Source organism: Colwellia sp. C1TZA3, assembly GCF_007954265.1.
In the GTDB taxonomy this organism is placed as follows: Bacteria; Pseudomonadota; Gammaproteobacteria; order Enterobacterales; family Alteromonadaceae; genus Cognaticolwellia.
The window spans coordinates 33,921-59,256 of the sequence record NZ_VOLS01000003.1 but is presented as its reverse complement, the minus strand read 5'-3'; the positions used below and the strand labels follow the sequence as shown (position 1 = coordinate 59,256).

General features: G+C 38.9%; 20 protein-coding genes. 14 read left to right on the top strand and 6 right to left on the bottom strand.

Annotated features, from left to right (window positions below; genetic code table 11):
- Positions 1-53 precede the first annotated feature (53 nt).
- The 11 genes from ESZ39_RS01765 (at position 54) to ESZ39_RS01715 (ending at position 13,243) form a co-directional block, all read left to right on the top strand.
- Complete coding sequence (locus tag ESZ39_RS01765) at positions 54-572, top strand: OmpH family outer membrane protein (RefSeq protein WP_146878077.1); 519 nt, start codon at positions 54-56, stop codon at positions 570-572.
- A 173-nt stretch (positions 573-745) separates the two neighbouring features.
- Entirely contained in the window at positions 746-1,768 is a 1,023-nt protein-coding gene (lpxD, locus tag ESZ39_RS01760) for a UDP-3-O-(3-hydroxymyristoyl)glucosamine N-acyltransferase (protein ID WP_146878076.1), read from the top strand.
- Positions 1,769-1,858: 90 nt separating this feature from the next.
- The gene (gene fabZ / locus ESZ39_RS01755) at positions 1,859-2,311 is read left to right on the top strand and encodes a 3-hydroxyacyl-ACP dehydratase FabZ (protein WP_146878075.1); all 453 of its coding nucleotides are present in this window, start codon (positions 1,859-1,861) and stop codon (positions 2,309-2,311) included.
- Positions 2,312-2,330: 19 nt separating this feature from the next.
- Complete coding sequence (gene lpxA, locus ESZ39_RS01750; RefSeq protein ID WP_146878125.1) at positions 2,331-3,101, top strand: acyl-ACP--UDP-N-acetylglucosamine O-acyltransferase; 771 nt, start codon at positions 2,331-2,333, stop codon at positions 3,099-3,101.
- Positions 3,102-3,165: 64 nt separating this feature from the next.
- Positions 3,166-4,314 (top strand): lipid-A-disaccharide synthase, encoded by a 1,149-nt coding sequence (lpxB, locus tag ESZ39_RS01745; RefSeq protein ID WP_146878124.1) that lies wholly within the window; start codon positions 3,166-3,168, stop codon positions 4,312-4,314.
- Positions 4,315-4,332: 18 nt separating this feature from the next.
- Positions 4,333-4,983 carry a ribonuclease HII gene (gene rnhB, locus ESZ39_RS01740; protein WP_146878074.1) on the top strand — a complete coding sequence of 217 codons (651 nt, stop codon included), beginning with the start codon at positions 4,333-4,335 and terminating at the stop codon, positions 4,981-4,983.
- An 8-nt stretch (positions 4,984-4,991) separates the two neighbouring features.
- Positions 4,992-8,546, top strand: coding sequence for a DNA polymerase III subunit alpha (dnaE, locus tag ESZ39_RS01735; RefSeq protein ID WP_146878073.1), 3,555 nt, complete (start codon positions 4,992-4,994; stop codon positions 8,544-8,546).
- Between the two features lie 52 nt (positions 8,547-8,598).
- A complete protein-coding gene (gene accA / locus ESZ39_RS01730) occupies positions 8,599-9,555 on the top strand; it encodes an acetyl-CoA carboxylase carboxyl transferase subunit alpha (RefSeq protein WP_146878072.1) in 957 nt (318 codons plus the stop codon).
- 87 nt (positions 9,556-9,642) lie between these two features.
- Positions 9,643-11,019 carry a tRNA lysidine(34) synthetase TilS gene (gene tilS / locus ESZ39_RS01725; protein WP_146878071.1) on the top strand — a complete coding sequence of 459 codons (1,377 nt, stop codon included), beginning with the start codon at positions 9,643-9,645 and terminating at the stop codon, positions 11,017-11,019.
- A gap of 138 nt (positions 11,020-11,157) precedes the next feature.
- Complete coding sequence (gene sstT, locus ESZ39_RS01720) at positions 11,158-12,393, top strand: serine/threonine transporter SstT (protein WP_146878070.1); 1,236 nt, start codon at positions 11,158-11,160, stop codon at positions 12,391-12,393.
- Between the two features lie 280 nt (positions 12,394-12,673).
- Entirely contained in the window at positions 12,674-13,243 is a 570-nt protein-coding gene (locus ESZ39_RS01715) for a PhnA domain-containing protein (protein ID WP_146878069.1), read from the top strand.
- Positions 13,244-13,369: 126 nt separating this feature from the next.
- On the opposite strand, the gene ESZ39_RS01710 is transcribed toward ESZ39_RS01715, so the two are convergent.
- Complete coding sequence (locus tag ESZ39_RS01710) at positions 13,370-13,834, bottom strand: methyltransferase family protein (protein ID WP_191321683.1); 465 nt, start codon at positions 13,832-13,834, stop codon at positions 13,370-13,372.
- Between the two features lie 198 nt (positions 13,835-14,032).
- A complete protein-coding gene (locus ESZ39_RS01705) occupies positions 14,033-15,892 on the bottom strand; it encodes a DUF885 domain-containing protein (RefSeq protein ID WP_146878067.1) in 1,860 nt (619 codons plus the stop codon).
- A 215-nt stretch (positions 15,893-16,107) separates the two neighbouring features.
- On the opposite strand from ESZ39_RS01705, the gene ESZ39_RS01700 reads away from it, so the two are divergent.
- Complete coding sequence (locus tag ESZ39_RS01700; RefSeq protein ID WP_146878066.1) at positions 16,108-16,578, top strand: GNAT family N-acetyltransferase; 471 nt, start codon at positions 16,108-16,110, stop codon at positions 16,576-16,578.
- 203 nt (positions 16,579-16,781) lie between these two features.
- Here the strand turns inward: ESZ39_RS01700 and ESZ39_RS01695 are convergent, their stop codons facing one another.
- The 4 genes from ESZ39_RS01695 to ESZ39_RS01680 all read right to left on the bottom strand — a co-directional run bounded on the left by ESZ39_RS01695 (position 16,782) and on the right by ESZ39_RS01680 (position 20,713).
- Positions 16,782-18,179: a M28 family metallopeptidase gene (locus ESZ39_RS01695; RefSeq protein WP_191321682.1), complete on the bottom strand. Its 1,398-nt coding sequence runs from the start codon at positions 18,177-18,179 to the stop codon at positions 16,782-16,784.
- A gap of 124 nt (positions 18,180-18,303) precedes the next feature.
- The gene (locus tag ESZ39_RS01690; RefSeq protein ID WP_146878064.1) at positions 18,304-18,837 is read right to left on the bottom strand and encodes a YaeQ family protein; all 534 of its coding nucleotides are present in this window, start codon (positions 18,835-18,837) and stop codon (positions 18,304-18,306) included.
- A 115-nt stretch (positions 18,838-18,952) separates the two neighbouring features.
- Positions 18,953-19,372, bottom strand: a complete 420-nt coding sequence (locus tag ESZ39_RS01685) for a VOC family protein (RefSeq protein ID WP_146878063.1) — start codon at positions 19,370-19,372, stop codon at positions 18,953-18,955.
- Positions 19,373-19,714: 342 nt separating this feature from the next.
- A complete protein-coding gene (locus ESZ39_RS01680) occupies positions 19,715-20,713 on the bottom strand; it encodes a LacI family DNA-binding transcriptional regulator (RefSeq protein WP_146878062.1) in 999 nt (332 codons plus the stop codon).
- A gap of 306 nt (positions 20,714-21,019) precedes the next feature.
- Between ESZ39_RS01680 and ESZ39_RS01675 the strand changes: the two genes are divergently transcribed.
- Positions 21,020-22,282: a sugar MFS transporter gene (locus ESZ39_RS01675; RefSeq protein ID WP_146878061.1), complete on the top strand. Its 1,263-nt coding sequence runs from the start codon at positions 21,020-21,022 to the stop codon at positions 22,280-22,282.
- A gap of 8 nt (positions 22,283-22,290) precedes the next feature.
- Complete coding sequence (locus ESZ39_RS01670) at positions 22,291-24,873, top strand: glycoside hydrolase family 3 protein (RefSeq protein WP_146878060.1); 2,583 nt, start codon at positions 22,291-22,293, stop codon at positions 24,871-24,873.
- The last annotated feature ends 463 nt before the right edge of the window (positions 24,874-25,336 follow it).

Here is a 25,336-nt window from a genome sequence, read left to right as displayed (position 1 = left end):
TACCGCGTAATAAAATTAAATAAAAATATTGGAAAATATTCCAGGAGTAAAAATTGAAAAAATTGATTAAATCTATTGTAATGGTTACTGCAGCATCAGGGTTTTTATTAGCAAGTTCAGCTATGGCAGCAGACCAAAAAATTGGTGTGGTTAACTTTCAAGAAGTCATGGGCAAAATTCCGCAAACTGCCGCAGTAATGCAAAGCTTAGAAGCCGAATTTAAAGACGAAAAAGCTGCATTATCACAACTTGAGACAGATATTAAGTACCTTCAAGAAAAGCGCAAACGCGATGGTTCTTTAATGAGTGCTAAAGACATTGCCGATTTAGAAGCTGAAATTAGTGTGCTTTATCAAGATTACCAAGCGAAAGGCAAAGCGTTTCAACAAAAAACTGGTGAGCGTAAAAACGAAGAAACTAATAAAATTATTGCATTGGTACGTCAAGCAATCGACAATATCGCTGCTAAAGGTGATTATGATTTAGTGTTGGAACAAAGTGCTGTAGTTTACTCAAAACCAGACTCTGCTATTACAGCAGAAGTGGTTAAGCAAGTTAGTGTACTGAAATAATAATTTATTGTCAGGTAGTTTGAATAAAAGCTAAACCAGCTTTTATTCTTTGCTTTCTCGCCTATTTAATATTCCGAATCAAGTTGATTCGGAATATTGCGTTTAGCCCTAAGATGGCTAGCACTTTTCTTTAAGTCCTTACTTTAGACAACATTTAAAAGAAGTTAATACTTATGAGTTACATTCTTGCAGACATTGCAGAAAAAATAGGGGCCGTTGTTCAGGGCGATGGGCAATGTGAAATATTAAGTATTGCCACTTTAGCTGGGGCATCAGCCGGGCAAATCGCTTTTTTAGCGAATAGTAAATACAGTGATCAATTAGCAACAACTAATGCCAGTGCAGTTATTGTAACCGAAGCTGAAGCAAAAAAATGTCAAACCAATGCTTTGGTTATGGGCAACCCTTACATGGGCTATGCTTTAGTTGCACAGTTACTTGATACTACGCCAAAACCTGCTCACAGTATTCATGTTAGCGCTGCCATCGATGATGGCGCTATTATTGGTGAAGGTGTAACTATTGGCGCTAATGCAGTGATTGAAACCGGTGTTAATATTGCTGATGGCGTTAGTATAGGTGCAGGGAGCTTTATTGGTATTGGCGCTCAAATAGGTGCTAACTCTAGCATTTGGTCTAACGTTAGTATTTATCATGGCGTGATTATTGGCAAAAATTGCTCAGTGCATGCTAACACCGTTATCGGCTCTGATGGTTTTGGTTATGCAAATAATAAAGGTAGTTGGGTTAAGATACCGCAATTAGGCACTGTTATTATTGGCGATAATGTCGAAATAGGGGCGAGTACGACAATAGATCGTGGCGCTTTAAGTGACACTATTATTAAGAACGGTGTTATTTTAGATAATCAAATACAGATCGCTCATAATGTTATCATCGGTGAGAATACCGCTATGGCCGCTTGTAGTGTTATTGCCGGCAGCACTGAGATTGGTAAAAATTGTGTTATTGCGGGTCTTGTTGGTATAAACGGTCATATTAACATCGCTGACGGCTGTGTATTTACTGGTATGACTATGGTGACAAAAGCAATAGCTGAGCCAGGGGTTTATTCATCAGGTATGCCATGTCAACCCAATAAAGAATGGCATAAGAATAATGCTAGAATTAAAAGACTTGAATCGTTAACTAAACGCTTAAGTACGGTAGAAAAAGAACTATCTCAATTGAAATGATGCTCGCTAAGTGATCAATTGATCACTTTAGCGGGTATGAGTAAAAGTTAGCACTTAGGCGCCATAATTAAATATATAAAGGAATAAATTTTGGAATCGCAAAATAATATTATCGATGTTGAAGGAATTAAACAAATTATTCCGCATCGTTACCCGTTTTTATTAGTTGACCGTGTACTTGATTATACGCCAGGAAAGTCAATCCATGCGATAAAAAACGTCACCGTTAATGAGCCTGCATTTATGGGGCATTTTCCAAGCTATTCTATTTTCCCTGGCGTACTTATTCTTGAAGCGCTGGCACAGGCTAGCGGTATTCTAGGCTTTAAATCAGTTGCAGATAAAGTCGATGGTGAATTGTTTTTATTTGCCTCAATTGATAAAGCAAAATTTAAAAAGCCTGTTCATCCTGGAGATACCATGCATTTACATTTAGAACTTATTAAAGAGCGCCGTGGCATGTGGAAGTTTTATGGCGAGGCTAAAGTTGATGGCAAAGTGGTATGCTCTGCTGATTTAATGTGCGCAAGAAGAGCATTATAATATGGTAAATTTAACGTCATTGATTCATCCGCAAGCTATTATTGAAACTGGCGCCGTTATTGGTAAAAATGTTAAAATTGGGCCATGGACACATATCGCCGCCAATGTTGTTATTGGTGATAACTGCCAGATAAGTTCTCACGTTGTTATTAATGGTCCAACAACACTGGGTAATGGTAATCGCATTTTTCAATTCGCCTCGATTGGTGAAGACTGTCAAGATTTGAAATATGCCGGTGAGCCAACAGAGTTGGTGATTGGGGATAATAACATTTTTCGTGAGTATTGCACTGTGCATCGCGGCACTATTCAAGACAACAGCTTAACGCAAATTGGTAGCAATAATTTATTTATGGCCTATACCCATGTGGCTCATGACTGCATGGTTGGCAGCCATTGTATTTTGGCAAATGGTGCGTCAATTGCAGGTCATGTTCATGTTGGTGACCATGCCATTATTGGTGGTATGACCGGTGTACATCAGTTTTGTCATATTGGCGCGCATTGTTTTGTTGGCGCTAATTCTTTAATACTTAAAGATATTCCTCCCTATGTCATGGCCTCTGGCCAACCGGCAAAACCTTTTGGCTTAAATAGTGAAGGCTTAAAACGTCGTGGTTTTGATAAAGATGTTATTTTGCATATTAAACGTGCTTACAAAGCGGTTTATCGCCAAGGTTTAACGATTGATGAAGCAATGAAAAAAATTGTAGAAGGGGACGAAGCCATGGCAGAGCTAACCTTCTTTACTGATTTTATTAAAAACTCTAGTCGTGGCATTATCCGTTGATTTTCTTGTGATGAAAGCGAATTCAAAGCCGTTATCGCACAACGCTCTATCTAGTCGTGAAGCGATGAATTATTCTGCAGTTACCTTCGCCATAGTTGTCGGCGAGCATTCTGGCGACACCCTAGGTGCTGGCTTAATGCAACAGCTGCAACTGAGTCACCCAAAGGCTAAGTTTATTGGTATTGGCGGCCCTAAGATGTTGGCGTTAGGCTTTGAAAGCCTATTTGAGATGGAAGAGTTGTCGGTAATGGGCGTTTTTGAAGTGCTCGGACGCTTGCGACGGTTACTACATATTCGAAAAACCTTAAGTGATTATTTTATTGCGAATAAGCCGAATGTATTTATTGGTATTGATGCGCCAGACTTTAATATTGCCTTGGAAGCGCGATTAAAAGCACAAGCGATAAAAACCGTGCATTATGTTAGCCCTTCGGTTTGGGCTTGGCGTGAAAAACGCGTTTTCAAAATTGCCAAAGCGACCAATATGGTCTTGTCTTTATTGCCTTTTGAAAAAGCTTTTTATGATAAGCATCAAATACCTTGTACTTTTGTTGGTCACTCGCTTGCTGATGATATTCCGCTAGTGAGTGATAAACGTATGGCGCGACAAGCGCTCGGTTTATCTCAGTCAGCAAAAATATTGGCACTGATGCCAGGTAGTCGTGGAGGAGAACTTGCACGACTGGTTGAGCCATTCTTATTGACAGCAAAAAAACTGTTAAGTGCTGAGCAGGCAAATAGCGCTGAAGTTATTTTTATTGTGCCTATGATCAGTGAGCACAGGGCGCAGCAATTTAATCAACTGCATCAAAAAATAGCACCGGAGCTGCCCGTTAGCGTTATTGTTGGAAAAACTCAACAAGTGATGGCTGCCAGTGACTGCCTATTAACTGCATCGGGCACGGTAACGCTAGAGGCAGCTTTAGTAAAACGGCCAATGGTGATTTGTTATAAGTTTAATCCATTGACTTATCATATGTTTAAAGGTTTTGTAAAATTGAAATGGTTTTCATTGCCCAATTTACTCGCCAACAAAAGCTTAGTACCTGAACTTTTGCAAGCAGAGGTTAGCGTAGAAAATATTCTGCCTTTAGTTATAGAGCGCTTGTTTGAAGATCAGTCAGCGTTGAATCAAGCTTATACTGATATCCACTTAACGCTTAAGCAAAATGCTAGTAAGCAAGCGGCCAAAGCGGTTATCGACTTATTATAATAGTGAATCAGAGTAATTATGCCTGCAGTTAAAAAAACTTTTCCACCTTTTGAATATCCCCTAGCCTACTGTATTGCCGGTGTTGATGAAGTCGGGCGCGGACCTTTGGTTGGTGATGTCGTGACCGCCGCGGTGATATTAGATCCCGATAATCCTATTGAAGGATTAATGGACTCAAAAAAGCTTTCAGAAAAAAAAAGAGAGCATTTGTCAGTTGAAATTAAGCAACGTGCTATCGCTTGGTCAATCGCTCGTGCGTCACCAGAAGAAATTGACAGCCTTAATATTCTCCATGCCACCATGTTGGCGATGCAACGCGCTGTACAAGGATTAAACGTAACACCCGATTACGTATTAGTCGATGGTAACCGTTGTCCAACGTTTGCTCATGAAAGTGGTAATATTGTGGGTCAAAGTGTGGTTAAAGGTGATGCGCGTGTAGCAGAAATTAGTGCCGCGTCTATTTTAGCTAAAGTAGCCAGAGATGGCGAGATGGTCGCATTAGACAAGCTCTATCCATATTATGGTTTTGCACAACACAAGGGTTACCCAACAAAAGCTCATTTAGAGAGCATTATTGAGCATGGGGTACTAGATTGTTATCGCAGAAGCTTTAAGCCTGTCGCCAATGTACTTGCTACTGCAGCAACACATATTAAAAATAATTAGAGCATTAGATGTCTGAATCTGAGTTTCCAATACCCGCCGCGCAATCTGGCCAATTAGTCGCCGCTAATGATCCCAAGTTTATTCATCTAAGAGTGCATAGTGATTATTCTCTGTCTGATGGTTTGAAAAAAGTTAAGCCTATTATTGCCAGAGCGGCTGAGTTAAATATGCCAGCCATGGCATTAACCGACCAAACTAACTTATGTGGTTTAGTTAAGTACTACCATGCCGCCCATAATGCCGGCATGAAACCTATTATAGGTTGTGATTTTTGGGTTAAAAGCGTCGCGCTCGAAGATGAATTATCACGGATAGTGATCTTAGCAAGTAACAATGTAGGTTATAAGAATTTAACCGAATTAATCTCTCAGGCTTATTTACGTGGTCATATTCAAGGTAAGGCGGTATTAGACCGAGATTGGCTAATTGAGCGTGCAGAAGGCTTGATTTTACTTTCGGGTGGCCGAGAAGGTGACGTAGGTAAAGCATTACTAAAAGGTAATAACGAACTTGTCGATGAAATGCTTGGTTTTTATCAGCAATATTTTCCTAATTGTTATTATATTGAGCTGATTAGAACCGGTCGTAACGATGAAGAGAATTACCTCCATCTCGCTGTAGAGCTTGCATCTCGTTATGCGCTCCCTGTTGTTGCCACCAATGAAGTGATGTTTTTAAGTCCTGATAACTTTGATGCCCATGAAATTCGTGTCGCCATACATGACGGTTACACCTTAGACGATAAACGTCGGCCAAGAAAGTATTCTAAAGAGCAGTATCTTCGCAGCGAAGAGGAGATGCTAGCGCTTTTTGCTGACATTCCCGAAGCTCTGGCCAACTCAGTTGAAATAGCAAAACGCTGTAATGTTACGGTGCGCTTAGGGGAATATTTCTTACCTGATTTTCCTACTGAAGGCTTATCGATTGAAGACTTTTTAGTTAAAGTATCAGAAGAGGGTTTAGAAGAAAGGTTAGAGTTTTTATTTGATAAAGACGCGCCTGATTATGCCGAAAAGCGTAAACCCTACGATGAGCGTTTAGCTATTGAGCTAAAGGTTGTCAATAACATGGGTTTCCCGGGTTATTTCTTAATTGTGATGGAATTTATCCAATGGAGTAAAGACAATAATATTCCTGTTGGTCCTGGGCGTGGCTCTGGGGCAGGCTCACTGGTGGCTTACGCACAAAAGATCACCGATCTCGACCCGCTTGAATACGATTTACTTTTTGAGCGTTTTCTAAACCCTGAACGTGTCTCGATGCCAGATTTTGATATTGATTTTTGTATGGACAGACGCGACGAGGTTATTGACCACGTTGCTGAATTATATGGCCGTGATGCGGTATCGCAAATTATTACTTTTGGTACCATGGCAGCAAAAGCGGTTATTCGTGATGTTGGCCGAGTGCTGGGTCATCCTTATGGTTTTGTTGACCGTATTTCAAAGTTGATCCCGCCGACACCGGGCATGACCTTAGCAAAAGCGTTTGAAGAAGAGCCAAAACTGCCGGAGATGTATGCTCAAGATAGTGATGTAAAAGACCTTATTGATATGTGCCGTATTCTTGAAGGCACTACACGAAATGCCGGTAAACATGCTGGTGGCGTGGTTATTTCGCCCACTACCATTACTGATTTTGCACCACTTTATTGTGATGAAGACGGGAAGAATCCGGTCACCCAATTCGACAAAAATGATGTCGAAGATGCCGGTTTAGTTAAGTTTGATTTTCTTGGTTTACGTACCTTAACGATTTTGCAGTGGGCCATTGAAATGGCAGACGCAAAACTGTTAAAACAGGGCAAAGAGCGGATTAATTTAGCGACGATTAATCTCGAAGATAAAGCCAGCTTTAAAGTGTTATTAAGGTCGGAAACAACCGCTGTTTTCCAACTTGAATCCAGCGGCATGAAGTCACTAATTGCAAAACTTAAACCGGATTGCTTTGAAGATATAATTGCTTTGGTGGCGCTGTTTAGACCTGGACCTTTGCAATCAGGCATGGTTGATAACTTTATTGAACGTAAACACGGCCGTGAAGCGATAAGTTATCCTGATGCCACTTGGCAACATCTTGATTTAAAACCTATCCTTGATCCCACTTACGGTATTATTCTTTATCAAGAACAGGTTATGCAAATTGCGCAGGTGCTAGCGGGTTACTCGCTTGGTGGCGCAGATATGTTACGTCGTGCCATGGGTAAAAAAAAGCCTGAAGAAATGGCCAAGCAGCGTGAGGGCTTTGAAGCCGGTGCTATTGGCCGCGGCGTTGATGGTGAGCTGGCGATAAAGATTTTTGATTTAGTTGAAAAATTTGCTGGTTATGGTTTTAACAAATCACACTCTGCCGCTTATGCTTTAGTGTCTTATCAAACGCTGTGGATGAAAACCCATTTCCCAGCACCTTTTATGGCGGCAGTCATGTCAGCCGACATGGATAACACCGACAAAATTGTTACTCTAGTTGATGAGTGCGGCAACATGGGGCTTGATTTATTACCGCCAGATGTTAATCGTGGCCATTATAAATTTACCGTCAACGACGCCGACCAAATTATTTATGGTATTGGCGCGATCAAAGGTGTTGGTGAGGGCCCGATAGCCGCCATTATTGCCGCGCGTGAAAGTGACGGTGAATTTATTGATTTATTTGATTTTTGTGCTCGAGTTGATTTGAAAAAAATTAATAAACGCATATTAGAAAAATTAATTAAGTCTGGCGCTATGGATGCGCTTGGGCCTAATGCCAAAGACGGACCACATCGAGCGGCATTATTTGAGTCTTTACCCGAAGCGTTAAAAGCGGCTGAACAACATGCTAAAGCACAAGCTATTGGGCAAAATGATTTATTTGGCTTGATTAATGAAGAGCCAGAAGACAATCGACAAGCATTTAAAGAAGTGGCTAAGTGGCCAGAACAACGCTGGTTAGATGGCGAAAAAGAAACATTAGGTTTATATTTAACGGGTCACCCAATAAACCGTTATTTAAATGAGATTAAACGTTATGCAACTGGGCGTTTAGTCAGCTTACAGCCAACAAATAAAGATAAAACTAGTATCGCCGTAGGACTGGTTTTAGCGGTGCGAGTATTAGTTAATAAACGCGGTCGGCGCTGGGCCTTGGTGACACTAGACGATAAAAGTGCGCGTATGGACATCCGATTATTTCCAGATGACTACGATAGGTTCGCAGAATTGCTGATATCTGATGCTATTTTGGTCTGTAGCGGACAGGTCAGCTTTGATGATTACTCTGGGGGGATTACAATGACCGCTCGAGATATTATGACCATTGCAGATGCACGTGAAAATTATGTCACGTCTTTGGATTTGCAAGTCGATAAAAATCAGCTGTCAGGACGATTTATCGATCAATTTACGGAGGTGCTAACGCCTTATAAAGATGGTATTTGCCCCGTTCGCGTTTTTTATCAAAGAGATGAAGCGCAAGGTATGCTAGAGTTGGGTGTACAGTGGCGCGTATCGCCAAGCGACACGCTATTATACGATTTGAAAACCCTATTGGGTGAAGAGCAAGTCGAGTTAAAATTTAAATAGGTAGCGTTCATTAATAACGGTACTCAAAGACAACATAGGTAAGAATAATCATATGTCACTAAATTTTTTAGATTTTGAGCTCCCCATTGCGGAACTTGAAGCAAAAATTGAAGAATTACGATTGGTCAATAACGGCCAAGGATTAGATCTTGATTTAGAAGATCAAATTTCTCAGTTGCGAGAAAAGAATAATGAACTCACTAAAAAGATTTTCTCTAACTTAGACCCTTGGCAAACAGCGCGAGTTGCACGTCATCCTCAGCGCCCATATACCTTAGATTATCTGCCGCGTATCTTTACTGAATTCGATGAATTGGCGGGCGACAGAGCTTATGCTGACGATAGAGCTATTGTGGGTGGTACTGCGCGTTTAGACGGTAGGCCTGTGATGATTATTGGTCATCAAAAAGGCCGTTCAACTAATGAAAAAGTTAAACGTAATTTCGGTATGCCTCGCCCTGAAGGTTACCGTAAAGCTTTGCGCTTAATGAAAATGGCCGAGCGTTTTAAAATGCCAATCATTACTTTCATTGACACTCCAGGTGCATATCCGGGTATTGGCGCTGAAGAACGTGGCCAAAGTGAGGCTATTGCGACAAACTTAAAAGCGATGTCACGATTAAATGTACCGATTATCTGTACGGTTATCGGTGAGGGCGGCTCAGGTGGCGCACTCGCCATTGGCGTGGGCGATAAAGTGAATATGTTGCAATACTCTACTTATTCAGTTATCTCTCCAGAAGGCTGCGCGTCTATTTTGTGGAAAACAGCTGATAAAGCACCCACAGCAGCAGAAGCTATGGGGATTACGGCTAAACGTATTAAAGAGTTAGGCCTTATCGATAGCATTGTTGAAGAACCCTTAGGTGGTGCTCATCGTGATATGGATCAAATGGCGGCATTTCTTAAGCAAGCGTTAAAATCTGATCTTGCTGAGCTTGATAAAATGTCCAGCGATGAACTCATTGAAAGTCGCTATGATAAGTTAATGTCATTCGGCTACTGTTAAAAGCATAAAAAGCGACCTACAAAGGGTCGCTTTTTATCTTCCTAGTACACTCCCTACAAACTTTATACGCGATGTTTTTTTAGAACTGTGAATATAATTGAATTAGCACTGGTAAATTTTTTTAAACCTATACCAGAAAACCCTATTATTATTGCCTATAGCGGTGGTGTAGACTCCCAAGTGCTACTTGTTGCCTTGGCAAAATTAAAACAACAGCGGCAACTGCCCAATGCTATTGTTGTTTGTCATGTTAACCACGGTTTAAGTCCTGATGCCGATGCATGGCAAATGTTTGCACAACAACAATGCAAGAGATTATCTCTACCTTTCATCAGCGATAAATTACACTTAAAAAAGCAAGCACAGCAAAGTTTAGAGGCGATTGCGCGTGATGCACGCTATAAAGTGTTAGTGCAAGCAAGTACTGAGCCTGCGATTATTGTTACTGGCCATCACCTTAATGATCAGGCAGAAACATTTTTACTGGCATTAAAACGCGGTTCAGGATTAAAAGGTTTGTCGGCCATGCAGGCAAGCTTGCCGTTTGCACAGCATACCCTCGCTCGGCCACTGTTATCAATATCTCGTACAGATATTGTTGCCTATGCCAACCAGCAGCAACTCAGTTGGATTGAGGATGAGTCTAATACCGATGAGCGCTTTGATCGAAATTTTTTACGTCATCAAATTTTGCCAACATTGAATGAGCGTTGGCCAAGTATCAATAAAACGATAGCGCGCAGTGCTGAGCATTGTTTGGAAGCGCAACAACTGCTAGATGAATTAGCGCAGCAAGATTTAGCCGATTGCCAACATTCATCTTATCAGCTGTCCGTTGCTAAATTGAATGTGCTGAGTGAACCACGGCTTAAAAACCTGTTACGCTATTTCTTATCTCGCCATCATTTTTTAATGCCAAGTCGTCAGCAATTGATGCAAATATGCCAACAATTAAATGCTGAAGCTGATAAGTCGCCGGTGATTCAGTTAGCCGCGTGTTGCATCAGGCGCTATAAAACAGCGTTGTATTTAACCCCTATTTATCAGGATCTTTCGCTGTGGCAACAGAGTCTAGATTTAGTGATTTTAGCCAATGAAAAACCTTTAAATATTTTTCTTCCAGATGAGTTAGGCGTGTTGAGCTTTTCGAGTTTATTAGTACAAAAGCAAGATATAAATCATTGGCAAGCCTTGATCAAAAAACCACAAAAAAATCAATTAGTTACGATACGTTTTTCTCATGAAAACCCAAGCTGTTTACCGCAATACCGACAGCATTCACGCCCGTTGAAAAAAGTATTACAAGAGCTTGCTATTCCACCTTGGCAGAGAAAAAGATTACCTTTTATATATTATGACGATGAATTAGTCGCAGTAGCAGGGCAGTTTGTTTGTCAGGCCTATGTCGGTGATAATGAAAGTTCAGCGTTTGCTATTTCATGGCATGGTGAACTGCCTTTCTAAAGTCACCGTGTAACGATTAAACTAGACAGGGTTGGTGAATAAGTGGTAAAAATCTTTCATCAATACGTTATCTTAGCTTAAATAACAATAACTCAAATAACAATAACTCAAATAATAATAACTTAAATAAGAGCAACTATGACAACAGAAAATACTTCTTTAGAAAATCAGTCATTTTTTAGCAAACTAAAAGCTATTAATATTGTCAACCAAATCATTATTGCGATTGTTTTTGGCATTGCTTTAGCACTTGTTTCACCTGATATTGCTCAATCATTCTCCATACTGGGCAGCTTATTTGTTAGTGCATTGAAAGCGGTTGCACCTATTTTAGTCTTAGCTTTAGTCGCGTCATCTATTGCCAACCAAAAACCTAATAGCGATGCCAACTTAAAACCTATTGTTGGGCTTTACTTAATTGGCACCATCAGTGCGGCATTAGTGGCTGTCGTATTAAGTTTTATTTTTCCTGTGCAATTAACCTTAGATTTAGTTGGCGCTAGTGCTAATCCTCCACAGGGTTTAGGTGAAGTATTATCAACATTAGCCTTTAAAATTGTAGATAACCCTTTCAATGCAGTTGTTACTGGTAATTTTATTGGTATTTTAGCTTGGGGCTTAGGTTTAGGCTTCGCGTTGAAAAAAGGCAGTGCATCAACCAAAGTGATGGTGCATGATTTTGCTGAAGCTATTTCAAGTATTGTTAAGTTAGTTATTCGTTTCGCACCATTAGGCATCATGGGTTTAGTTGCCAATACAGTAGCGACAACAGGCTTTGATACCTTAGGTGAATTTAGCCACTTAGTGCTAGTGCTGTTAGGCTCAATGCTGATTATGGCATTGATCGTTAATCCGGTAATTGTTTACTTTATTATGCGTAAAAATCCTTATCCGTTAGTACTAAGGTGTTTAAAAGAATCGGGTATTACGGCATTCTTTACGCGTAGTTCGGCAGCTAATATCCCTGTAAATATGGAGCTATGTGAAAAACTTGATTTACATGAAGATACTTATTCGGTTTCTATCCCTTTAGGCGCCACTATTAATATGGCTGGAGCTGCGATCACTATTACCGTATTAACCCTTGCAGCGGCGAATACTTTAAATATTGAAGTCGATTTTGCTACCGCCATTTTATTGAGTGTTATTGCCGCAGTATCTGCTTGTGGTGCTTCAGGGGTTGCTGGCGGTTCATTATTACTTATTCCACTGGCTTGTGGTTTATTTGGTATTGATAATGACATTGCTATGCAAGTGGTTGCGATAGGCTTTATTATTGGTGTTATTCAAGACTCAGCAGAAACAGCACTGAATAGCTCTACCGATGTGGTTTTTACTGCCGCGGCTTCACACCAGATCACTAAAAATTTATAATACATTCAGCTTAAATTTTAGTGTGCTTTTTTATTGTGATACTGAATAAACTGAATAAACTGAATAAAGCCATCGTCCTGACATACATTCGGTGCGATGGCTTTATTGCATTTTTATCGCTAAAAGTAATCAAGCTTTAAAACTGCTTTATGTAAATATGAATAAAATACCGCTATTAAATAAATGGCGCGGCTTAATTTCTTTCAGGCTAATAATCAGTACTTTTTAAATCGCTTAATTAAGAGCATAATAACGCCAAAATTTTTGTGGATATATTATTATGGTAACAGAACAGGCATTAAAGCAACGTAGTAACTCAAGTTGTGAACTTTGTACTTCTACTGAGAGCTTAACGGTATTTCCTGTGCCGCCAACCAGTGATTTAAGTGCTCAGCAAAGTATTTATTTGTGTAGCGTTTGTTTAGCACAAGTAGAGGGCAATGCTGAACTTGATATTAACCATTTACGTTGTTTAACCGACGCTATGTGGAATCAAGAACCCGCAGTGCAAGTCATGGCTTATCGTCTGTTACATAAATTGTCAGCTGAAAGCTGGGCGCAAGATGCGCTAGATATGATTTATCTAGAAGATGGGGTAAAAACATGGGCAGAGCAGGGTATTGCTGCTGCAGAGCGCGAAGGACCAACACGCGATAGCAATGGTGCTGAATTGCAAGATGGTGATAATGTCACCTTGATTAAAGATCTAAAAGTTAAAGGCGCAAACTTTACGGCTAAGCAAGGCACTATGGTGCGTGGTATTAGCTTAACGGATAATCCTGAACATATTGACGGTAAAGTTAACGGTACTCGTATTGTTTTAGTTGCCGCCTATTTAAAGAAAGCGTAATTTTATAAACGGCTAAGCTACTATTTTCAAAGCCAATAAATAACTAAAAAAAGCACTACAGCCTAATCTCTGCTTAGTGCTTTTTTCTTATCTGCATTCGGTGAACTATTAATTGTTGCATTGGCATTATAACCAACGACGTACGCTGTTTTTGTAGTCACTATAGGCTTGTCCAAATAGGCTCGTTAATATACGCTCTTCTGGTGTAATTTGATATTTACCAATGTACCAAACAAAAAGCCCGACAATAGCTAAGGTTAAAGGATTTTCAAGATAGCAAGCGTAGGAAATTAAGAGCAAAAGCATCGCTAAATACATTGGGTTTCGAGAATATTGATAAATGCCGTTATCAACCACTTTAGATGATGTTTCTGGTTTACTCGGGTTGACGGTTGTTTGATGTTTTCGAAAACTATCAATGGCAAAAAAGCCGATTAATATGGCAATGAAGAGTAGCAGCATTACCAATATCGAGTTGGTTGATGGGCTAATGGCTCCGCTATAGCTTAACGCGGGCAGAAAGTATTGCAGTAATGTCATTAATATCGCGGCAATGGCCACCTGCACAATGGGGATGACTTTTAGCTCCATGCTCATTCCTTGTTGGGTTGTTTAAGCACTATTAATTCTAAAATTATAATTCTAAACTTATTAATTAATCTGCTTAGTATAATGCTCTGCTTAAGCTTAATGTAATAGCAGACTAAAATAAAAACGCCAAAGGCTTATGCATTTGGCGTTTTTAAGTCAAGTAAGCTTAACGCATCATAACGTTAACTGACGATAGCTTTAGCGATTTTTAGCGATATAGTCATTGACCATATCTTCCAGTACGTTAAGCGGTACTGCGCCATTCGTTAACACGACATCATGAAACTGGCGAATATCAAACTTATCGCCTAACTGTTGTTTTGCTTTGGCTCGTAACTGGACAATCTTTAACATGCCAATCTTATATGCTGTGGCTTGTGAAGGCATAACCGCATGACGTTCAACCATTTTTATCGCATCAGACTCAGCATTTGGCGTATTACTCATGTAATACTCTATGCTTTTTGTACGATCCCATTTTTTATTGTGCATGCCGGTATCGACCACTAAACGGCAAGCGCGCCATAGCTCCATTGCTAAACGGCCAAAGTCGGCGTAAGGGTCTTGATAAAAGCCAATTTCTTTTGGGATCATCTCTGAATATAAACCCCAACCTTCACTATAAGCGGTATAACCACCAAATTTTCTAAATTTTGGAATACCTTCAAGTTCTTGTTTTAGTGCTATTTGCATATGATGGCCAGGAATGCCTTCATGGTAAGCTAGTGCTTCCATTTGATAAGTTGGCATGGCTGCCATATCGTAAAGGTTAGCGTAGTAAATACCAGGGCGTGAGCCATCAGGGGCTGGTTGTTGATAAAAGGCTTTACCAGCAGATTTCTCTCTAAACGCTTCGACTTGTTTAACTTTTAAGTCTGCTTTCGGTTTGGTGATAAATAGCTGATCTAACTCACCTTTCATTGTGTTAATGATATCAGTGGCTTCAGTCAAATATCGCTGACGGCCAGCTTCATCACCAGCATAATAAAATTGTGGGTCATGGCGCATAAATTGGAAGAACTCGCTTAATGAGCCATCAAAATTAACTTTTTTCATGATCACGCGCATTTCATCATGTATGCGTGCAACTTCATCTAAACCAATTTGATGAATTTCATCAGCGGTTAATTCAGTGGTAGTCGTTCGGTTTAGGGCATTATTATAAAATTTATCGCCTTGTGGAAATTTCCAAGCGCCATAGTTATCATCAGCTTGTTTTTCAAGTTCAGTTAAGTAGCTGACTAATTGTTGATAGCCGGCCTTAAACTCAGTGGTTAACGCGCTGGCTAGTTTATCAGTTAAGGACTGTTTCTCTTCATCAGAGAGCTCTAGTTTTGCTATTTTTCTGCTAAAGTCTGCAAATAATGTGCTATCAGCTTTACTATCAAATGGTGCACCTACCAGTAAATTGTTTGCATCACGAATGACATGAGCAAAAACAAATTTGGGGGCAATAACACCTTTATCAGCTCTAATTTTAAGTTGATCAATTAATTGCTCAAGTAAGAGTTTTGAGTTTTTTACTCGGGCAATATAGTCATGGGCTTGCTTAGTGTCTTTAATACTATGCTGGTTAATGAGTAATGCCGGTATTTGCGAGTGCACACCAAACATTTGGTTAATAGGATAGTTATGGTGACGCCAAGGGTAGTCAGCAATTTTTTGGCTTAATTTTTGTGAAAGTAGCTGGTAGCTCAACTGGGTTTGTTTATCGACATTGTTGATATCAATGACTTGAATTCGTTGTAGCGCTTGTTTCGCAAATTCGAGCTCTTGAGCACTATTTTCCTCTGATAAGTCTTGCCACTTGTCGTAGTCAGTTTTAATGCCAAGATAAGTTTGTCTAACGGGATTACGATTAACACCTTCCATAAAAATAGTGTCAAATAGCTCATTTGCTGCTTGGGAAGCCTCAGCTGTGCTATTAAGTTGTGTTGATGTAGATGGCGTTGCAAGCGCATTATTGCCTTTAACAACGGGTGTTGTAGTCTCATTACTGCAAGCAACGGACAATGCTGCGGTAATAGAGATAACAATAAGTGATTTATTGAGGGTCATGTTGAAGTCCTATTTTAGTTTATACGCTATATTGCCGTTATCTTTTGCTAGCGATCAAGCATGCCGCGCTCAATGGTGGTTTTTTTGCGGTGGCTTTCAATTATTCTCTGATATTTCAAATGAGAAATTTATGGTTTACCTCATTAATCAGCTTGCTATAGTAGTGTTATTGATGGGTGAAGTATTCGCGTTCGAGGTCACAAATAAATAAAGTATTGGCAAGTAATAACCTCAGCCAAAAGCGTGCAGCGACGGTTAGCTTTCGACGGGCAATGGTAAACGATAGAGCTTTTCTTTTAAGTTTACGAAAAATATCGATGAACGAGCATTTACAATATGCTGGACTATATCTAGATGATACCGCTCATCTGTTACGCATTGATGAGTTTTATTCTGATTCGTATCTTATTTCATACCAAAATAAAGCGATTGGATTATTAAAGTTAGGCTTGTTTACTGATAAAATTCACCTGCGGCAATTTCAGTTATTACCGCAATACCAACGTTTAGGTATTGGCAGCAGAGTGCTTGAGTTAGTTAAGCGTAAAGCCCAAGACAAACAGCTCGCAATTACATTAAATGTCTTGTTAAAAAATCCGGCTAAGCAGTTATATTTACGCCACGATTTTGTTGTTATGAATAGCAATAAACTCGAATATCAAATGCGCTGGCAATGTCGGCAATAGTTGGCAAGTATTAGACTTTTAGCAGGTGGGAGATCTAGTGCTTTTGGTCATCATACGCTGGATTTACTTTTGTCTAATTAAGGGCGCTTTAATTAAAGGCTTATTAATTACAATTCGTCTTAAGTTAAAGCTAATATTATACTCAAAGGTTAATATTAGCTTTAAGGCTAACACTGACTTTAGAGTTAAAAAGCTTAGCGATTTTAGTAAATTTTACCTTGAGTGGCTACTTGCGTTTTATCAATGCGCGTTGGCGTCACCGCGCCGTCAACAAGTGACTGTGTTGCTGTTGCTAACAACTCAATTACTTTATGCATTGATGATAAGTCCAAACTACTAATGTCGTCGCTAACTTGATGATAGTGTTGGTCTTTATCAAGTTGTGTACTGCTAAAACTGTGTGCAGGTACACCTAAACGCGCTAAAGTTGCATTGTCTGAGCGATAAAATAACCCTTGTTCTGGGTAGGGGTCTTGGTATATTTGTGTGTTAAGCGCGATGAGCTTTTCATTGAGTAATGCGCCTAAATTTGAATGTTTCATACCGGTCATCCAAACAGTTCCCGCGCCAAATTTTGATGGTTTGCCGATCATTTCAATATTGATCATGGCAACTACGTTATTAGGGTTAAGCTGTTGTGAAAAATAGCTAGAGCCAAAGCCGCCAATTTCTTCAGCAGTAAAAGCACTAAACATTAAAGTACGTTTGTTATCGCCTTTTTCGGCATAATATTGCGCCAAATTTAATACCGCTGTCGTACCTGATGCATCGTCATCAGCGCCATTATAGATCTCTTTACCATCGTCTGTAATACCCAAATGGTCGTAATGTGATGAGTATAAAACGATTTCTTTAGGGCTTTCAATACCTGGTAAGACACCCACTACATTAGTAAGCGATTGTTTAGTTATTTTTGCACTGGCGTTGACAGCATAGTTTTCAATTTGATTTTCGTCACTTAATACCATGACAATAGCACCACGATGTTCAAGTGAAAGCTTAGTTAAACCACGATTAAAATAGTTTTGATAGGCCTTAAAGCTCTTCGCATGTGCGCTATTGATAATAACTAAATGTTGGCCACCTGCTTGATTTAGCTCAGTTAGGGCTTTACGCAGATTATCCGTTTTATTAATAACATGGCTCTGTGCGTTACCGAGTTGCCAATTTAATTGCTCAATCGTTGTTGCTATAGCTAAGTGTTCAGGATTAATTTCTTGACCATTTAACACCATATTAAGCGTTTGAACTTGAATTTGATTGATGGTAAAAGTTTGTAAAAATAGCGCTGGTTTATCTTTGGAGTTAACAGTCGAATTAATCGGGGCTTTGCTTAATGGGAGATTGTTTTGCAGGGGCTTTAGGCCAATATCAGCAAAACGCTGAGCAATATAATTTGCCGCTTGGTCAATTTCAGGGCTAAAACTTGCCCGACCTTTTAAATTGTCAGCAGCTAAATAGGTAATATCTTTAACCACTTGTTTTAACGGTATTGTTGCTGAAACGCTAAAAAATGAGCAGGTAATCGCTAACATGACCGACAAAGCTTTGAGTTTACAATGACGGTATTTTTCTCGTTTAGTGCTCAATGTGCGCATCATAGTTGTTGCCATATTATTTAAAGGTTTTACTATTGAAATTTTATAACAGTAAACCAATTTTTTAAGGTTAAGTGTTGTTATTCAATTAGCGCATATTAAGCTGAGGTTATTTAAGTTATTTAAGTTATTTAAGTTTTTTGAGTTCAATTAATAGTGATTGTTCACCACAGGTAAGCCAGCACTGCCCATCTTGTATACTAACTTGAAACTCCATCGAGCGATTGGCTAGTAGCTCCAAAGCTTGTGAGGTTTCTTCACTAAAGCTTTCTACCGATAGTTTATTGAGTTGATTTAGTTTACTTTTAGATTGTTGCCACCAGGTGTCTACACTGCTGCCATAACAATAAAGTTTTACTTGTTGGGCACGATTACAGGCTTTTTTCAGCCTTTTTTCATCAAGTTGGCCGAGCTCAATCCATAGTTCAATGACTTCACTGTAATTAACTCGCCAAACTGCCGCTTCGTCCTCATCGCTAACACCTTTACCAAATTGTAGATTTTCACTGGCATTTAGTACATAGGCGATGAGTCTGATCATCATACGACGGTGGTTTTCAGAAGGGTGCTGCGCTATAGTTAACTGTATGGTGTCATAATAATTACGATCCATATCAGCGAGATGGATCGTCGCTTTTTTGATGGTTGCTTTTAAGGCCATGAAGATTCTGAGTATTATTTTGGTTAATTAATTCAGTATATTAACGCGTATTAAGTCCTTGTGATAGCAACTTATAACAAGTGAATTAATTAATCTTTAGCTGGTATAAACTATTTTACCAACTACCTGAATTTTCCATACTTAACCAAGGTTCTTGTGGCGCTAGTCGCTCACCTTTTTGCAGTAATTCGATTGAAATATTATCAGGTGATTTAACAAATGCCATATGGCCACAGCGTGGTGGTCGGTTAATGGTAATGCCTGCGGCCATTAGCTTTTCACACAAGGCATAGATATCGTCAACTTCATAAGCCAAATGGCCAAAGTTTCTACCAACGGTATATTCTTCCTCTGAATGCCAATTGTGGGTAAGTTCGATTTCAGCCGCACCGGGTTCTGTTGCTAAAAATATTAAGCTAAACTTGCCTGCAGGAACGTCAAAACGGCGGGTTTCTATTAAGCCTAAATGCTTGATATAAAAATCTAGTGACTTATCTAAGTCGGTAATACGAATCATAGTATGTAAAAACTTCATAGTTTACTCATCCATTTTGTCTTTAATGATAAAAATTTATCACCTTATCATTTTTAGTCTTTGATATTACTATTTGATAAGATTTTTAAGTTATTTATTGTAAAAATATCTCTCTCAGTTTCTACTTCCCCTAATAAATAGTATTGGTTTTTTTTGCTTTGTTAACCGCTAAGAATTATTGATCTCAAGCTTGATCACCGTACTTATAGTAGAGTTTTTTTGCCGTCGTGTCTTAATCGTTGGTATCTTTTACTAAAGAGAACTTGTGATCCTAAAAGACTAATTAGCTCAATAAACCCAATAAACCCATCAATTTAAGCTCATGGATGATTAGAGCTAATTTTAGTTCTGTTGGACTGATTGTCGTTCAATAAGTTTAGGAATAAACATGTTTGTGATGTCTAACTCTTTTTGCTTATAGACATTTTTCAGGATCCATTGAGTCGACATTTTTGCCATATCATTAACTGGAAAATTAATCGTGGTTAATTGAGGGTAAAGGTATTCGGTAAAAAAAGCATTATCAAAACCAATAAATGAACATTGTTCGGGAATTAATAACTTGTGATCTCTTGCTCCTCGCATTGCCCCAGACGCCATCTCATCATTTGAACAAGCAACAGCAGTAAATTTTGCTTTATTCTTGATGAGGAAGTTGATGCCGTCTCGACCGCTTTTTGTTAAGTAATTGCCTTCATAAACTAAATTTTCTTTAAAGGGAATGTTGGCTTCAGCTAATGCTTTTTTATGGCCAGCTAGGCGTTCAGTAGAGTCTTGTTTTGTTAAAGGCCCAGATATATAAGCAATCTCCTTATGCCCCTGTTTAATTAGATATTTTGCAGCTAAATAACCACCTAGTTCGTTATCTAAATAAAAGCAATGGTCACTAATTTCTGAGATATTGCGGTTTAAGATGACAAAAGGGGTTTTACTTTTACTCAATTTAATTAAGTAATCATCTGAAATGGCGTCAACCAGTAAAATAAGTGCGTCACATTTTCGATCAATTAAAAAATCTAAACCATCTATTTCACTTTGTTCATCACTATGTCCTGCAGTAATCACCGCATGTTTACCTGCATTTCTTAATTCTAATTCAATGCTACTTAACATGGCACCAAAAAATGGCCCATGAAGTTCTGAAACTAATACACCAACACTGTTTGAGCGATTTGAAGCCAATGAGCGAGCAATGGTGTTTGGGCGGTAATTTAACTTGTTCATTGCTGCAACTACTTTTTCTTTAGTTTTTTTACTAACATGCTCATGATCATTTAGTACGCGAGATACAGATGATAATGAAACTCCCGCTAACGCGGAAACTTCGTATATAGTTGCCATTTCATTCCTTTATCTTTTCTATTAATGCTGCTTTAGGGGATTTAAACATAAAAGCTTTTAGCTAAACCAACCACTGAATTTATAGTTATAAGTGCTAGTAAGATACACAAATAATTTCTATTTTAGAAGCGCTTCCTGTGAGTATAAATAATAGTTGCTTTTTATCTTGATGACATTCAGAATGAAAGCGCTTCCAGTTTATTTTTAAATGCTCAATCAAGCATCACTTAAGTATATTAAAATGGAAAATTATAAAAATAACAACAGCAGCAATGACCTGTTGTTCATAATTATTAGGGGAATTATATGGCTATTACACCGATTCAGTCAGATGTAAATAGATTTTCACCAAACACTGAAAATCAAAATTATACCTTTGCACTTACATCATTAACATCACTCTTTTTTATGTGGGGATTCATTACCTGCTTAAATGATATTTTAATCCCTCACTTGAAGGCTATTTTCGAGCTATCTTATAGCGAAGCAATGCTAGTACAATTTTGTTTTTTTAGTGCCTACTTTCTTGTTTCTATTCCTGCAGGAAAAATAGTTAAAAAAGTAGGTTTTCAAAAGGGTATTGTGCTTGGATTAATTGTTGCAGCAATTGGTTGCTTTTCTTTCTACCCAGCAGCAGCTATGCACAGCTACCCCGTATTTCTAATGGCGTTGTTTATATTAGCCAGTGGTATTACGGTCTTACAAGTCTCAGCCAATCCTTATGTTAGTATTTTAGGAAATCCTGAAACTGCCTCTTCACGTTTGACCATGACGCAGGCATTTAATTCACTTGGTACCACAGTTGCACCATTTTTTGGTGCTTATTTGATTTTAGATCAAGTGGCAGAATCTATGTCAGTGGCTCAACAAGCAGAATCTGTGCAATTACCTTATGTTTTACTGGCGGGTTTATTATTAATACTTGCGGCTATTTTTTCTTATATAAAATTACCTGTCATTGAGCATATTGAAGAGTCAGTGGCTGAAAAACCAATAGCGGGCAGTGCTTGGCAATATCGTCATTTAGTGTTGGGTGCTATTGGTATTTTTGTTTACGTTGGTGCTGAGGTTTCTATTGGCAGCTTTTTAGTCAGTTTTTTTAATGATCCCAATATTGCTGGTCTAGAAGAATCTCAGGCAGCAAAATATATTGCTTATTATTGGGGCGGTGCGATGGTTGGGCGATTCATTGGTGCCGCGGTTATGCAAAAATTAGCTGCAGGAAAAGTATTAGCCTTCAACGCTTTTTTTGCAACGGTATTGATTATTGTTACTATTTTTGCATCTGGACAAATAGCGATGTGGGCCATTCTGTTAGTCGGTTTATGTAATTCAATTATGTTCCCTACCATCTTTAGCTTGGCAATTACTGGTTTAGGTCAGCATACCAGCCAGGGTTCAGGTATTTTATGTTTAGCGATTGTTGGTGGTGCTGTGTTACCGCTTATTCAAGGTGTTTTGGCCGATAGTATTGGCTTGCAAAACTCATTTTTCTTACCCATTATTTGCTACGCATTCATTGCTTATTATGGCTTGTCAGGTAGTAAGCCTGTATCAGTAAAGGTATAAAAATTGTTATGTCTATTCAAATAAATTTAATTAAAAACATTACTAAACCCTTAATAGGGATTACGATTGCCGTGTCACTTTTTGCCTGTACTGATAACGCTAATTTGAATGTGGTTCAGACTGATGTTGTTGCCGATAGCGAGAACAATATAGCCATTTGGCCAGTACTTGATATTGAAGTTAAAAAAGACAATAAAGTTGAAACTAAAGTCGCAAAAATTCTAGCGACGATGACTTTAGAGCAAAAAATTGCCCAAATGATTCAACCTGAAATCCGAGACATTACTGTTGAAGATATGCGTAAATATGGTTTTGGCTCATATTTAAATGGTGGCGGTGCTTTCCCTAATAATAATAAACATGCAACGCCTGCTGATTGGATAAAATTGGCTGAAGCGCTGTATCAAGCATCAATCGATGACTCGGTAGATGGGACAAATATTCCGACTATGTGGGGTACTGATGCAGTACACGGTCATAACAACGTGATTGGTGCAACATTATTTCCTCATAATATCGGCTTAGGGGCCGCAAATAATCCTGAACTTATTGAAAATATAGCCAGTATAACGGCCAAAGAAGTCATGGTCACTGGCATTGATTGGGTGTTTGCTCCTACGGTTGCCGTTGTTAGAGATGATCGCTGGGGCAGAACTTATGAAGGTTATTCTGAAGATCCTGAGATAGTAAACTTATACTCAAGAGCTATTGTAAAAGGACTTCAGGGTTCTGTAGGCGATGACTTTTTAGGTGACACACGGGTTATCAGTACGGTTAAGCACTTTATTGGTGATGGTGGTACGCAAGGTGGTGATGACCAAGGGGATAACTTAGATAGCGAAAGTGATCTTTTTAAATATCATGCTCAAGGTTATGTTGGTGGCTTAACAGCTGGCGCGCAATCAGTAATGGCATCATTCAATAGCTGGCATGGGGCTAAAACTCATGGTAACAAGTATTTAATGACCGACGTATTAAAAGATCGTATGGGCTTTGACGGCTTCGTTGTTGGCGACTGGAACGGCCATGGCCAAGTAAAAGGCTGTACTAATGAAAGCTGTCCACAAGCGATTAATGCAGGTTTAGACATCTATATGGTGCCAACAGCTGCTTGGAAACCTTTGTATGAAAATACTATTAAACAAGTTAACAATGGTGAAATTAGCTTATCAAGAATAGATGACGCCGTTAGCCGTATTTTAAGAGTAAAAATACGTGCCGGTTTATTTACTAAACCCAGTCCAAAAGATCGTCTGTTATCAGGTAAAACTGACTTAATCGGCTCAGCAGAACATCGCTTAGTCGCTCGTCAAGCCGTACGTCAATCTTTGGTGTTGCTTAAAAATAAAGATAATTTATTACCCTTAATGCCTAATGTAAATGTATTAGTTGCAGGAGATGGCGCTGACAATATTGGTAAGCAGTCTGGTGGTTGGAGTATTACTTGGCAAGGTACAGGTAACACTAACGCTGATTTTCCAGGTGGGTCTTCAATTTATGACGGGATAGAGCAAGTTGTTAATGCTGCTGGTGGTAAAGTGCAATTAAGTTCTACAGGTGAATTTACTGAAAAACCAGATGTTGCCATTGTTGTGTTTGGTGAAGAGCCTTACGCTGAAGGTAATGGTGACTTAAATAATCTTGAGTATCAACGCGGTAATAAAACCGATTTAGCTCTATTAAAACATTTAAAAGCACAAGGGATACCTGTTGTTTCTGTCTTCATTAGTGGACGGCCAATGTGGGTGAATGCAGAACTCAATGCGTCAAGTGCTTTTGTTGCTGCTTGGTTACCAGGTTCTGAAGGCAATGGCGTAGCTGATGTTTTATTCAGTAAAGCGGATAGTAGCTTGCGTTATGATTTTAAAGGTAAGCTTTCATATTCTTGGCCTGCTAGTGCCGAGCAAACATCGGTTAATCGATTTGACGAAAACTACCAACCACTATTACCTTATGGTTTTGGTTTAAGCTACCAGCAGCAAGACAATAAGAAAATGACGATATTGTCTGATCAGTTAAGTGAAGTCTCTAAAATAGCTTCTAATCAGTTAGCCACTTTAAAAATATTTGAATTAGCGGTTAAGCAGCCATGGAGTGTTGCTTTGCAGTCAGGTGAGCAATCATCAGCTGTTATTTCAAATACGCAGTCATTGGGTGCTATTACCTTAAGAACTATGGACAAAGTGGTACAAGAAGATGCTAGAACAATAACCTTTGACGGCAGTGAGTTGGCAAGTGTTAACATCTTTAGTAACTTTCCTGAAGACTTACGGGCCTACATTGAGGCTGACTCGGTATTAAGTTTTAATGTGCGTTTAGAAACTACACCAGTAGCACCAATTAATTTGGCCATGGTTTGTGAAGAAGATTGTAAAGGCTCTCTTGATATTACCTCATTGTTAACTAACAACAGTTTAAATGAGTGGCATAAAGTAACAATCGACTTAGTTTGCTTTAAGAAAGCAGGAACTGATTTTTCCAAAATTATGTCGCCATTTAATTTATCTACTAGTGGAAAAGTGTCGTTAAGCTTTGCTGATATAAACGTAACCCCACAAGGCATTGATAAAACAACAATGAGCTGTGATTAAATTATTGTTGACCCGCTAAACCGCCGTATTTTTCAAGCTTACGGCGGTAATTGCTTTTTAGGGTTTATTAATATAAATCCTCAATAGCCGACGAAGTACTGACAAAGCAATAATGAGTTGTGCTTTAATTATTGTTCATTCGCTAAACCGCCATATTTTTGAAGTTTACGGCGGTAATTGCTTTTTAGGGTTTATTAATATAAATCCTCAATAGCCGACGAAGTACTGACAAAGCAATAATGAGTTGTGCTTTAATTATTGTTCATTCGCTAAACCGCCATATTTTTGAAGCTTACGGCGGTAATTGCTTTTTAGAGTTTATTAATATAAATCCTCAATAGCGAACAAAGTACTGATAAAGCAATAATGAGTTGTGATTATATTATTATTGACTCGTTAAAAAGCGGTATTGCTAAAATTACGATGGCAACTACTCATTGGAATTCACCAATGGACAACATAA